At 39.1% G+C, this 14,775-nt stretch carries 6 protein-coding genes; 1 reads left to right on the top strand and 5 read right to left on the bottom strand.

All coding sequences use genetic code 11. The annotated features are described in order from the left end of the window. Nucleotide 1: 1 nt before the first annotated feature. The 4 genes from H3S73_RS08100 to H3S73_RS08085 are packed head-to-tail and all read right to left on the bottom strand — an operon-like array spanning nt 2 to nt 11,690. Nucleotides 2–6,142 carry a non-ribosomal peptide synthetase gene (locus H3S73_RS08100; protein ID WP_198236340.1) on the bottom strand — a complete coding sequence of 2,047 codons (6,141 nt, stop codon included), beginning with the start codon at nt 6,140–6,142 and terminating at the stop codon, nt 2–4. Nucleotides 6,143–6,149: 7 nt separating this feature from the next. Continuing rightward, complete coding sequence (locus H3S73_RS08095; RefSeq protein ID WP_198236339.1) at nt 6,150–7,916, bottom strand: ABC transporter ATP-binding protein; 1,767 nt, start codon at nt 7,914–7,916, stop codon at nt 6,150–6,152. After that, nucleotides 7,906–9,660, bottom strand: a complete 1,755-nt coding sequence (locus H3S73_RS08090; protein WP_198236338.1) for an ABC transporter ATP-binding protein — start codon at nt 9,658–9,660, stop codon at nt 7,906–7,908. Before H3S73_RS08090 ends, H3S73_RS08095 begins: the two co-directional genes overlap by 11 nt. A gap of 29 nt (nt 9,661–9,689) precedes the next feature. Further along, nucleotides 9,690–11,690, bottom strand: a complete 2,001-nt coding sequence (locus tag H3S73_RS08085; protein ID WP_086318649.1) for a TonB-dependent receptor domain-containing protein — start codon at nt 11,688–11,690, stop codon at nt 9,690–9,692. 147 nt (nt 11,691–11,837) lie between these two features. Here H3S73_RS08085 and H3S73_RS08080 point away from each other — a divergent pair, with 147 nt between their 5' ends. After that, entirely contained in the window at nt 11,838–12,770 is a 933-nt protein-coding gene (locus H3S73_RS08080) for an AraC family transcriptional regulator (RefSeq protein ID WP_198227341.1), read from the top strand. 8 nt (nt 12,771–12,778) lie between these two features. On the opposite strand, the gene H3S73_RS08075 is transcribed toward H3S73_RS08080, so the two are convergent. Continuing rightward, nucleotides 12,779–13,966, bottom strand: coding sequence for an MFS transporter (locus H3S73_RS08075; RefSeq protein ID WP_198236337.1), 1,188 nt, complete (start codon nt 13,964–13,966; stop codon nt 12,779–12,781). Nucleotides 13,967–14,775: the final 809 nt, after the last annotated feature.

Genomic DNA, 14,775 nt, shown 5'->3' with positions numbered 1-14,775 from the left:
CTTAGTTGCCATTCTCGGTATGTGTTTTTTGTAAGCGACGTTGTTGACGTCGTTTAGATAGTGTTAAGCGGGATTGTTGTTGATTACTCTGGGTTTGTGGCGAAAATACTAACTTCTCAGCTAATTTTTGCGGTGACGGATACACAAACAGATCCGTAACAACCAGATCCATATCATGATGAGAAGTCAGTTCAATATGTAATTTAACCAGTTGTAATGATGAAGCACCGGCATCAAAAAAGTTTTGTTTAGCAGTGATAGAAGATCCTACAACTTGCTTAAATGTCTGGATAATTAATTCAATCAGTGCCCCATCATCGTTAGTGGTCTTGTTGGGTAAGAACAATCGCTCAGGAACAGATGTAACCAAAGGAATTTGCCTAACAAGCAAAGATTCTAAAGGTAATGACCAAGCATTTGGGTCGTCGCTCAATTTTTCCAATATACCAACGTATTGATCAAACATCAGTTGTAATTGTTGAGGCTGAAAGAGTGCTTCGACGGCATCCCAATGAATGCGTAAACAATTTTCAGACTCATAGACTTGATTATCAAGCCATATTTGTGGTGTTTGTGATATCCCTCTTTCATAATGTAACCAGCCCTCACTTGCCAGAAAATTACCTTTCCCTGAACCTATTGCACTGGTAAATACGATAGGCATGGATACAGGATATCCTTTCATTTCAGAAAGTTGATGCAACAACGTTATTGCAGAGACATCACGATGATCTAAATCATTTGCCATACGATATTGTAAGGTTTTAGCACTCTCTAACCAGGTTTTATCTGGATACCAAGCCAGTAATAATAGGGTAGTAAAATCGCCAATAACCCGATCAATATCATCATGAATAGGTAAGCGATCAAACAATGTCAAATTAATCGTAAGTTCAGCTTGTCGACTCCACATTGATAGAACTAAGGCATAAGAATTAAGTAAAACAATGGACGGCGTAAGGTTATTATTCATGGCATAAGTTTTAAGATTTTGCCAACGTTCAGCCGTCAGCATTGCATGACGGCGGGTAAACCGAGGTTCAGTAATTGTTTGTGGCGATTGAACAAGTTCAAGCTGCGGAGCTAGAGGCAGTGACGGCAAAGATTTTCGCCAATATTCTACAGACTCAGGTAAACAACTATTTTGTGCAGTTTGGCTAAGATAACGTTGAAATGTTATATTAAGCGATGATAATGGTTTATCGGGATATTTATAAAGTTTTTCCAGATCAACAAAGAACGTCTGCATACTCATCCCATCCAAAAATAGGTTATCTAAACTGAACCAAAGTAACGTTTTATGACTACCATCTTGAATGGCAATGATAGAAAAAACAGGGTATTGAGTTGGTATTGGAACACGGTTAGATATTAAATCACGTAATACCTGCACCTGTTCTGTGTCATATGACGTTACTAAATGCGTTTCTAATGTAAAGTTAGGTACCGAGGATAAGGTTCTTTGTTGTTCCTCTTCGATGATAGTACGGAGCATCGGATGACGCTCTACCAGTTGATCAACCGCATTTTCAAACCGAGAAACATCTAAATCATATACAGTAAACTCTGCAAAAAAATGAGAACCAACGCCACCAAGGATCAAAGCTTTTTCTCGTCCCAAAAGGTAAGCTCGTTGGACGGGAGTGAGCGCAAAAGGTTGTCCTTCCTGAGCGTCTTGGGAAGGAAATATAATATTGCTTGCGATATCATCAGAATTTATAACGCTCAGTGTAGCGGCAAATTCAGATAGTTTAGGTGAAATAAATAAGTTACTGAGACTCGCGGTATAACCATGATTTGCTAATAAACTGATAAGTCGAGTGGCCAGTAAGCTATCACCCCCTAACTGGAAAAAATCACTCTGACGATGAAAGTTTCTTTCCGGTAATAACTCTTGCCAACATTGAGCGACAAGACGCTCAGCATCCGTCGATAATGGAGTATACTCGGGTTTTACTATTTCTTCTGCTATCAGGCCTAGCAAGGCTTTATGATCAATTTTTCCGTTTGCACTTAACGGGAAGCAATTTACCAAAAATAATCGGGAAGGCACCATATAGTATGGTAACTGCTTGCCAAGCAATTCTTTTAGCTGGTTGGTATCAACGCTTTGTTGTAAATAATTAGATTGAGAGAGGATAAATCGTTGCATTACACCAAATTGTTCGTGACTTTGGCAAAGTAAACCCTGTTTTTTAAATGTAGAGAGCCAAAACTCTTCCGATGCTAATCGATGTGATAACGGTATTTTTTCTAGCACCGCAGCAGACAATAAAGATAGGCAAGGTGCTTGCGCTAACTCATAAACAATGATAATTGACTGTTTAGAAATACCCTGACAAATTGCGCTCAAACTATTATTAATAGATGTTTGCTGATGCAATTGATTATTGATGAGAACTAAATCAGCATTAAAATCTTGTTGTGATAAATGCTCCAGCCGTTGCCAATCAACTGTAGCATGAGAATAATTTTTTAAATATTGCTGAGTGTGAAGAACCCGATCTTTAAGATTATCAATCCCCAGATAGTGAACTTTTGTGCTACTTAGCTTTGCCAATATTTTATTGGCAAAAATCCCCATACCAGCACCGATCTCTAGCATATTAACGGGTCGATTAAATTTAGCCGCAAGCTTTTCCACCATCTCAACCACTTGATCTACCATTGCGTCTAATTCAGGTAAGTATGCAAGTAACACTTCCGGCGCTAACTCGGGATCAAGTAGTAGTGTGATCGCATCATCTTGCCCAGAAATAATCTGTTTTAACCGACTAGAGTGATTAACTAATGCCGTTGAAAGAGGCCGCAGCTTAGGTGAAAAAGTATGAGAAACAGAATATAAAGGCCCCTGAACATATTGACCACACTGATAATCCAGCACTTGCCTATCAACTAAAACATCTAACCATTGTTGTAATAATTGCTGATAATCATTTTTTGCACCATATTGACTAATTATTTGTTCCAGACTAAGTGGTGTGACGAATTCGATGCCACTATCAGCAAAATGTTTTCTCAAAAACTGAGACACCAAGGTGAGGGCATCATCCTCGAACCCAGTTTCTATTTTACCCAGTATATCAATCATAAAGTCAGAACTATCGTTGCTCTGCAAACTAGCGTTAGCTTTATCCTCAACTTCAAGTTTGATGAAGGCTATCAATGTTTTTTCTTTATCACCAATTGTCATCGCAATAGATTGATTAACGAAAGGAAGATGATTAATAATCGATTCCACTTCACCTAATTCAATCCTAAAACCATTAATTTTAACCTGTCGGTCCTGTCGTCCTAGAAATTCTAAACGTCCGTCAGGCCAATAACGTCCCATATCGCCGGTGCGGTACCAACGTTGCCCCAAATTATCAGTGATAAATTGTTTAGCAGTTCTTTCTGAATCAGCAAAATATCCTTGTGCGACACCGACACCACCAATCCAGAGTTCACCAGCCACCCAATCGGGGCAATCCAGTCCTCGCGAATCGACAACACGATAACATTGATTAGTGAGTGGATAACCATAAGGAATTGAGTGCCAGTGAGGCTCTATTTTGCTAACTTCATAAGCATTAGACCAAATTGCCGCTTCCGTAGCTCCCCCCATGGCAATAAAACGCCCATCTTGGCGCCAGGTGTGATAACGCTCGGGTAGATCCAAACCAATCCAGTCGCCAGATAACAACACTAGTCTTAATTGTGCTGGAGCGGTCAGTTCAAATCCTTCGCTATAAGTTAATAGCATATCGAGCAGGGCTGGCACACTATTCCAAATGGTCACATTGTATCGCTCAATTGCCTGACACCAAGCTTCAGGATCTCGCGCCTGTTTTTCTGTCAAAAGAACCAAACTACCACCCGCATTGAGTAAGCCGAAAATATCATATACCGATAAGTCAAAATAAAGAGCAGCCAATGCAAGTACTCTGTCCGCAGGCTTTACTTGATAACGCTGATTGATATCCAGACATGTATTCAACGCCGAACGATGGCTAACAACAACACCTTTAGGAACCCCAGTCGAACCAGATGTATAAATGATATAAGCCGGCTGGTCAGGATGGACATCAATGATTATTGGTAGTGATGTTTCTTTTGCCGTGTACCATGAAATAAAGGGTATTTCACCAGATAGAATATCGTAATCATTCAGTTCTTCTCTGTGATTAATAATCACTGCGGCAACCTCGGCATTACGTAATATTGTTTGAATACGTTCAGTAGGTTGTTCGGGCGCTATTGGTACATAAACACCACCGAGACGTAAAATGGCCAATACGGCAACAATTTGTCCTAATCCTTTTCGCATACAAATTGCGATCCGTTGCCCCGGTTCGCGAATATGTTTACTAAGTACACCCGCCAAACTATCGGCCGATGAACATAATTCTGCATAGGTTATTGTTCGATCGTCAGCAATTACTGCAATAGCGTCCGGGTTCGTTGCCGCTTGTATGAAGATCCCATGATGTAATAGGCTAGCAGTGACAGGGGCACTAGTGTTGTTAACCAACTCCCGATGATGCCGTTGTGATTCAGGTAATTCGATAACTGGCGATATTTGCCATTGTACTTCCTCTTCAATTAGGTTTTCTACCAAAGAGCAATATGCACTAAACATCTCTTCAACAACATCCTCATTAAATAGGGCATCATGAGAATCCCACTGCAAAATAACCTGCTCTTGTTGCTCAAAAACCACTGAGTCAATCCAAACCTGCGGTGTTTGCGATATCCCCCAGCCGGGTTCACCTAAAATATTGTTATTACCATACTGTTTTCTACCTAAGTTGCTAGTAAATACCAAGGGAGCACCATAAGGATGCTGATGCTGCTTTTTTAGCTCTCGCAGGATTTCTACACCAGAAAATCCTCGGTGATCAAATGCGTCTGTAAATAGCATTTGGTTACGTTGAGCCTGTTGCGCAAATGTTGACTCATCAACGTTTAGATTGAGTAAGAGAATATTCGTAAAATCGGCAATCATAGATTCAACAGCAGGATGAAGCGGTTGCCGATCAAACAGTGTCAAATTGATCAGTAAATTGGGCTGATTACTCCATCGAGCACAAACGGCAGCAAAACAGGTTACAAGTGCCATTGTAGCCGTAATACCAAATTGACTGGCATATTGCTGAAAAATAGCCCAACGAACGGCAGAAATAGTATGGCTACGCCGATGCATTCTAACAGTAGTTATTTGTTCCGGTAGAATGGCTAATGGTAGTGCAGGTGCAGCAGGAAACGTATGAAGCAGAGACAACCAATACTCTCTATCTGTTTGATAACTTTGTGCTGTCTCTTGCGCTTTCTGACTTAAATAACTACAAAAATCGTAATGAGGGTCAAGTTCTGGTAGTAAAGAACCCTGTAATATCAAACTTAATTCATCAAAAATCAGAGTAAAACTAGCAGCGTCAGCAATCAGTAAATCTAAATTAACATGAATCCGGCACATTTTATTAGATAATAAACTGACTTGTACATCAAACGTTTCCCCTTCCTCAACATTAAGTCGTCGGTGACTAAGTTGTTGCCTTATCATAAACAATTCATGTTGTTGCGAGTAGGTATCTAAATTTTGTAAGTCATGAACAGTAATCCCTCGCCAACGATCTTTCTCGTGCCAGCACTGTTGTGCATTATCGGTAAAATGAACATGAAACATACGATGACGGGAGGTTAACTGTCGCCAAGCACTTTCCAGTTGTTCTACATTCATGTTAGAACTGTTGAACTCCTGATAAAGATGGCAACCTACTCCGCCTAAAATTTGATGAGACTGACGACCAATAAAGTAGGCATGTTGCACAGGAGTCAACGGAAATGGCCGTTGATCAACCATAACAGGATAATCCGATCTGGTCTGATCAAGCTGCTGATTCTGGGGTACAGAAGATAATAACTGGCTCCAGCCCCTGATTGTTGGGTTTTCATAAAGTTGGCTTAATGCAACAATATACCCTTGTTGCCGAAATTCGCTTAACCACAACATGATTTGCATTGAATCTAATCCGGCATCAAGTAAAGGGCTATCGACAGAGAAGTGTTCAGGAATATCAGACAGCTTCTCAATCACCGCCTGATATAACACATCACATTGTGTAAAATCGTTTAATTTTGTCTGTGTTGAAGTAGTCATCGCGTTATCATTCCTCGTTTGATGGGGTAAGCTGCCATGAGAGCGATTGCTGTTGACGCTGCCACAATTGAGCATAAAGACCATTTTGGCGAAGCAGGGCATCATGATCCCCTTGTTCCACCAAACATCCAGCGTTCATAACAAGTATTTTCTGAGCCTTTTGTATTGTGTTTAAACGATGAGCAACAATTACAACAGTACAATGCTTAGATAATTTTTCTAATGCTCGATGTATTGCCAGTTCAGTGGAAGCATCAATACTGGCTGTCGCTTCATCCAATAAAATGATAGGGGCTTTTTTTAATAATGCCCTAGCAATTGAAAGTCGTTGACGTTCTCCGCCTGATAATGAGTAACCATTATCACCAAGAATTGTTTGATAACCATTGGGCAACTGCTGAATAAATTCATCAGCTTGAGCTAGTTTAGCTGCCTGAATAACTTGCTCAGCTGTAGCGGTATGATTACCCATCAAAATGTTGTCAAATACTGATGCAGAAAACAAAACAACATCTTGAAATACCATGGCAATATTGCGATGTAAGATCTCACTAGAAATTATCTTAGTATCATGTTCACCCCAAAGAATCTGACCGGAGCTTGGTATCCACATTTGACCAATCAGTTGCAACAAAGTGCTTTTCCCTGAACCACTTGGACCAACAATAGCCGTTATCGCATTACTCTGAATGTGGCAGTGAATATTTTGTAAGGCTGGACAGGATTGCTCAGGATAGGTAAAACTGACCTGTTGCACAGTAATTTCATTGGATTCAGGGATTACAGAGGAATTCCCATCATTATATGGTGCAACTGGTGTTTCACTCAGTAGTTTTTTGATACGTTCCATGGCTCGTGAACTAAATCGAAGTTTTATTAATCCATCGCCAAGTGTTTGTAACTGCCGATAGACAATCAGTGAAAAAAAATTGATCAGGATAAAGTGCTGAATATCTAAATGTTCCTGAAACAACAAATATCCACCTGATACGAGCAATAATAGAAAACTGAACTCACTGACAAAACCAAACAGTGCGACTAATGTTGAGGGTTTAGTTTCCAACATAAGCTGCGCTTGATATTGTTGAAACAATGCATTAGAAAGACGCTTCCAGGCTGTACCAAACTGGCCAAAGCAGCGAATAACGTTAATACCTTGTATATAATCATATAACTCTGCTTGTGCATCACTGGCAGTATCCAACATTTTTTCATCATAACGACTAATGACTCGCTGCGTTAATGTCATAACCCAAAAGGAAAAGGGAATCGTTATAATGACAAGCAAAGCTAAAAAGATATCAATCCAACATAGAAATGCCAATAGTAATAACATCGTGACTATTGTACTGGTAAAGACAGCTAAAAAATGCGTCCAAAGCCATTCGATTAGCTCAAGATCGGATGTTAAACGAACACTTAAATCACCTGTTCGTTTGGCTGAAAACCAACCTAGTGGTAAAGCGTGTAGATGGTTAATAATTCGAATTCTAGCTTCAGCCATCATGGCATAAGTACCACCAAAAACGTGGCTTAACGCCAAATTACTTAAATAAATTCGCCCCAGCAGGCAGGACAATAAACCGACCGTGCTTAGCAGGATTATCTGTAATGAAATGGTTGTATTGAAAACGGATAAGATAAGTTGTGCAACAATGTAATAACTTACAGTCAATAAACAACCATCAAGTGCCGCCAGAAATAATCCTTTCGTTAACCGACGATCTTGATAACCAACCAACTGATAACCGGCGCGAATAAATTTAATGATCATCTATTTTCTCTCCATCCAACTCGATATCTTGCCAGAGTTGGCAATAACAGGGACAATTCAGAAGCAGTTCGTCATGGCGTCCCTGACCAACCAATTTTCCTTGATCGACAACGATTATTTGATCTGCATGGATAATCGTTTTGAGGCGATGGGCAATCATTAGAACACTTCGCCCATTGCAAAGATTAGAGATAGCCTGTTGAATAAGCCATTCGCTCTCACTATCTGCATAAGCAGTTGCTTCATCCAGAATTAAAAGAGGGGCATCCTTTAATAATGCTCTGGCAATAGAAAGGCGTTGGCGTTCGCCTCCCGATAAGCGGGCGCCATTTTCACCAATTTGGGTATCATATCCTTGTGGTAGAGAGAGAATAAATTCATGAGCACAAGCTGCCTGTGTTGCTGCAATTACCTGCTCATTATTAGCATCCGGTCGGCCGAGTAATAAATTTTCCATAACTGTACCATTAAAAAGATATACATTCTGAGATACCATTGATATCTGTTTAAACAACTCTTCCACAGGCCAATGCTGGATATTGAGCCCACCTAAAGTGATTTCACCGTTATCACAGTCAAGTAATCGTGTTGCTAAACGTGCAATCGTTGTTTTCCCTGACCCACTGGGTCCAACAATAGCGGTTAATCCATGTGGCAATGTATTAAAGGTTACTTCTTGAAGGGCTGTTTTTTGATGATCGTAACGGTAAGAAACGAGAGAGAACGACAGCACAAGGTTTCCCGTTGGTAAACTCGCTTTATCAATCTTTTGAGATACTGTCATCTGTGATGCATTTACTATCTGGTTAAGACGATCTAACGAACCCTGCCGCTGGGCTTGTTCCGATGACGCAAATACAAGCCGTAAAAATGGCTGAAGTATCACAGGAGTAACCAATAAACACAGCAACCAATCAACTGGTGCTAAATTCCCTTGAAAACAGCGCCAAGCTCCAATAGGAGCCACCAAGACTAAATTGCTTGAAAGTAAACAACTAAAACAATTCCAGCCGAACATATTCTTTTTACAATAGTTTTCTATCCAAGGTGCGACATCACGAATTGTCTGACTGAGTTGACGAAACGAATCAGCTCTCAGCCCAAAGCTTTTAATCACGGCAATGCCACGGATATATTCACTCACCTTTTGGGCTATATTGATCTGCAATTCTCCCCACTGACGCGCTTGTCCGTTACTATCTCGCATAGATAACCACTGGCACCAAACCGCCACTGGCAATAATAGAATCGCAGCAAACGCCATCGACACATCTACGTAAATTAACAATGATAATCCAACGATCGGCAGAGTGAGTGCTGAAGCTACATCAGGCAAAAAATGAGCTAGAAAACTTTCTAATGCGGCGATATCATCATTAATTACTTTACGTAAATCACTTGCTGTATGAGTGCTAAAAAATGATAAGGGAACTAATCCCAGCTTGTGAGTTAAATGCAACTTTAAATTATAAGCTAGTTTTAATGCGCCATGATGAGCACTAACATGGCTAATCACAATTAATCCCCAGCGAAGCAACATTGCAATGAATGCCGCAACCAGGCATGAATAGATAAGTTCAACAGACATTGCGGCAATAGTCAGTTTTCTCACCATAATGTAAAGTATCCAAATGGGTACCAGCGTCATAATGGTTGAGATGATTGCTGTCAGTATTGATATCCAAAAAGCCTTACCCATTAACTTTACTAATAGGATAAAACTCAGTGGTTCAGAAATGTTCATAACTTTCCCCGAACTTATATGAACCAAACTTAAAATAACTCAACTTTTATGTTAACACCCGCAGTTAAGCCTTCGTTGAATTGAGCAAAAGCTCTATTACCTCGTGCGTAACCGTATGTGCGGTAGCGTTTATCAAAAATATTGTTGATATAACCAGACATAGTAATTCTTTCATTGATTTGCCAACCAAGACTAATATCAGTTGTACTATAACTACCTTGACGTAGTTGATTACTACCATCAAAGTAAAGAGGGCCAGTCACATTCACAGCTATTCTAGGCATTACAGCGCCTATTGACGTTGCAACTAAGCCATCTACACTAAACCCAGCACCATACCTAGGAATAAAAGGAACTCGATTATTAGCATAATCATCAGCAGTCACATTACTAGCAAACTTAGAGTGGGCTAAATTGCCATTTAGTGTTGCCACCCATCCGGTTGTAAATAACCATTTTGCATCAGCTTCAATACCAAAGGCATTTGCACTACCTGCATTTTTCAATGTTTGAGAACCCATCGGACCAGAGTAAAGCTGCATATTCCGAGTATGGGTATAGTAGACGGCGCTTTGAAGCTGAAAATCATCTATTTCATAGCGTGAGCCAATCTCATAGTTAATCGATTTTTCAGCAACAAAAGGCTCTGCGTGAGTACCAGCTTGTGGCGTAATAGTAAAGCCGGCAGACTTATATCCTTGTGCGACGCGCGTATAAATACGCCAGTTCGGCGTTAAAAGATAACCAGCAGAAAACTGACCTAATACTTGATTATCACTATTATTCCCGGCGGACCAGAAGCTATTTTTACCATAATGCGTCTTCGCTTTATCATGAGAAGCGCGTAAACCGGCCCCCAAATCAAATAGGGAAACATGCCAAGTTCCATCCATATAAATGGCTAATGATTGCGAGGAGACTGAAGAATCTGTTGAACTGGATTTGCGAGTTTCATCAATATCCAGTCGGTATAACCCCAATACACCATCCCATAAGCGGTTATCACCTTGTGTTGCTGCGCGAATTTCCTGTGTATTTTGATTCCAATGCTCCGAGGATTGCGCTGAGAAAGGACCATAAGGAAAACGACGTTCATATTTCAGTTGTTGCCAAGCACTATTAGCCGTCAGTAACCAATCGCCGAAATCATAACTTCCACTTAGAGTCTGACTATGTGTACGACGATGCATACGCGGATCTAAACTACCCGCAGACGTTAATAGTTTGCGACTGTGTGTATTTTTAAAGTCTAAATATGTATCCTGAGTTGAGTGAGTTCTATCTTCTGTTGCACTAAAATTGATTTCCCAGGGTGCGGCTATTGGAGCTAACCTGAATTTAATATTACCCGTATTTTCATCTGATCCACCCAATCTTTGTGAACCAGTGGATGGGTTATTGAATGCGCCTGGTTGTGACTGACGCAACAATGTGACGCTTCCATAGAATAAATCCTCTACCAAAGGGCCACTGAGATTAAAACGGCTATGATAACCTTTTCGGCTAGCAACACCACCATCAATGTAACCACGAAATAGGTTATTAGGCTTTGCAGTGCTAATATTAACTATACCGCCCTGTGCGCTGCGGCCATAAAGAGTGGCTTGTGGGCCTTTCATCATGGAGACATGATCTACGTCTATCAAAGACTGAACTAAATTAGTCGACAATTGTGGTACGCCATCAACATAAAATGTGATTGCAGGCGTATATAGATCCTGAGCAGAAGAGATACCTCTTAGTGATATCGCAGGAAATAGTAAATTACCACTGTTTTGTATATTCAAGCCGGGCAATACCCGAGAGAGTTTTTTAGTATCATCTACCCCTGCGGCTTCGAGTTCCGCCTGAGAAATAGTATTAGAAGATACATTCAGTGAAGAGGCTGCATTATTAGATTGTTTACTTGCAGTTACAATAATAGTATCAAAGTTAGTTTCTCGATCGCTTTGTTTAGATATTTGTTCTGCTAACAATTCCTCATTATATAACAAACCTAAACCACACAAATATATAAGGGTTTTTTTCATCGATTATTATCCACTGTTACTTTCTTTTTGAGAAAAAACTCATTGTAAAATAGAAATTGGATAATGCTGGTGTACAAAATCTTCAAAAAAAGTATAATTAAGGATAATGATAATTATTATCATTTAATGATGATGGAGAGGTGAGAGATGAAAACCATTCGCTATAGTAAAAATACCCCTAAACTGGTAACAAAAGACAAGCAACTCTCTGAAAGCATTGAATGGTTTAATATACAAGGATTACTTAATGCTGGCTTTGTAGAAATGGCTCCGTTACAAGATATTCGAAATGATACAAAGGTTGATAAGCATTTATCATTAGTGTTTATGCTCAATGGATCAGTGCATCATCATATACATGGTTCTCAATCAGTGGTGTCTTATCAACCCAATAGAGTCTATCTCTCTTACTCACACGATACTATATATGGCACCGATTTTTTCCCTGCTAATTACTGCTATAACATAATATTGTTACAATTCTGTCCTGACAATCTATTAGAGATATTCAATGAGCGCTCACTAAATAGCTATCGTGCTAATATGCAATTTTCTTCACCAAATTTCTGTATTTGGCGGTTAACACTTACACCTATGCTCAAAGATATAGCACAACGATTGCAAGCAGCCAGAAGATCTTCTGATGCTTTATCACAACTCAATATACAAAGATTAAGCCTTAACGCACTGTGGTTAACATTAGAGCAATTAAATTACTCCTCATCGACAGATGGAGAACCGTTCAGGAGCAGCTTAACTGGTCGAGATCGCAAAAATGTAATTAATGCACAATTAGTTATACACGAGCAATTTCACACTCATTTAATCATAAAGGATATTGCTAAAGTTATTGGAGTGAGTGAGTCTAAATTAAATAGAGACTTTAAAAAGATGTTCGATATTGGTATACACCGCTACATTATCAACTATCGTTTGCAACAGGTGACAAAATTACTGAATGAAAGCACATTAACCGTCAGTGATATTGCAACTCGATGCGGCTTTACGTGTGCCGGTCATCTCTCCAGACGATTTGTTGAGGTGTTTGGTATCACACCTCATGCTTATCGTTGCAATTAATACAAAATCTATACTGCTTTTAGAATTGAGCTTCGATACAAAAAAATAAGTACGAATAAAGCACAGCCTAAAGTGAGATTGAAAAGTGTAACGTAACCCATATAATGAGCAACTATACCACCGATATAACCAGAACATCCGGCAGCAAGCGCTGCTCCGCATTGAAATAATGTAAAATCTAATCCAGCTTGCTTCAACGACGCTTGTGTGGTTAGGAACGAGTAAAGACAAACTAAGCCCACGGAAAAAGTGTAGTTAAAAAACAGATAGCTAATAATAAGCCATATTGGATTTATATCAGGTTGAAGACTTAATATGATAAAGCAGCTGATTGACAAGCATTTAAATAGGGTCGCCAATAAGAGTGCCCAGCGATAGCCTATAATCCGGATAAAGAGCATACCTGATAAAGTACCTAGCATCCCGCAAGCAGCACCGCCAAAACTGGTTACTTTGCCTAAATTCTCTAGAGAAAGTCCGGCGTCAATCGCAAAAGGAGATAGCATAGATGAAATTAAACGACCACTAATCTCAAAGAAAAAGACTAAAACGATCGCCTTTAGCATCATTGGTTGCTTTAGTGTTTTAATGAGAGATGGTCTCTGATAGCTTTTTTCTGTAACAGGAAGCTGATTGATACTCGGCGCTAATAACAAAGGTAGCAATAAAAAGAGTAGTAATGCACTATAGACAAGTAAGGAGGATTGCCATCCCCATTTATCACATAGATAGATTAACCCGCCACCGCCTACTGCCATTCCTAAATAACCACATCCAATCCGTAATCCATTGCCGATACCGTATGATTTTGAATTTAAATTCTCAATCATATAAGCATCACAAGCAATCTCACTCGTGCAACAAACTAATGATAATAAAATTAATAGTGAGATTAGTGTGATGAACATATTTTCATGTATGAATGATAGGCCAATTAATATCACCGCCAGAGCCACTTGTCCTGCAATGACAATTTGTTTGCTTCGAACTTTCCCTGATGTAGTAACTCTATAACGCTCAACCCCCCCCGCCCAAAGAACCCGAAGTGTCCAAGGAATCATAGCAAGTGACACTAAACCAATCGTGTACAAATCCACATTATGACTCCGTAGCCAGGCAGGTATCGCTTGAAAGACAATACCACCGATTAATGTTTGAACAAAATAAAATGAGCCAATTGCAAATATAAGTTTCAAAAGAACGCCACCATTAAATATAAAAATATCCACAAAAGTACAAAGTTTTTTTCATCAATTATTATCCACTGTTACTTTTTGGAGCCAAAAACTCATTCTAAAATAGATATTGGATAATACTGGTGTACAAAATCTTCAAAAAAAGTACAATCAAGTTTAATGATAACTATTATCATTTGGTTGTGATAAGGATTACTTTGTTTTTAGTCGTTATTTTTATAATAGTAATGATTAAAATGGTAAGACTTTATTGTGATGAGTGTATCAATTTTCGAATTGATCAGGCTCAGCAATATATTTTTCGAATAACTTCATTTTTTTTATTTCACTTTTATTTGTCATCAAACCTCCAATAGATTATTCATTTCTATTTATTAGAAATTGAAATAAGAAAGTAAGTAAAAAAAAGTAATAAAAGGTATATTTCATCGGAAAGAGCACCATTCATATGGCACTTGATATTATTATTCTTCATATTGTAAGAAATCCCCAAAATATTAATTAATATCTCGCTGTCATCTTTTATTATCTCGATTCCTATCTAGGTTTGGATCGGAAATATGCCATTGAAGCACAAAGGAGCCTATTTTTTGCTAGTAGGTTTCTGGCTTTGCAAATCTGTCGTTAGCTATGCGAGTAATCCTCTCTCGCCGACCAATTTTAAATAAAAAAGCTTACTCATTTGAGTGGGCTTTTTTATTATCTGTCCATTGTTTCTTATATTTAATCACTTTCATTAATTAAAACTAATCATCTGAATTAAATAGATTAATCACCATTATTAATTTTATCTGAATAATTTTAAGAGA

It is taken from the genome of Gilliamella sp. B14384G12, assembly GCF_016101825.1.
Taxonomy (GTDB): domain Bacteria; phylum Pseudomonadota; class Gammaproteobacteria; order Enterobacterales; family Orbaceae; genus Gilliamella; species Gilliamella apicola_N.
Note: the sequence above shows the minus strand (reverse complement) of the source record. Positions and strands in the feature narration are given on the sequence as shown.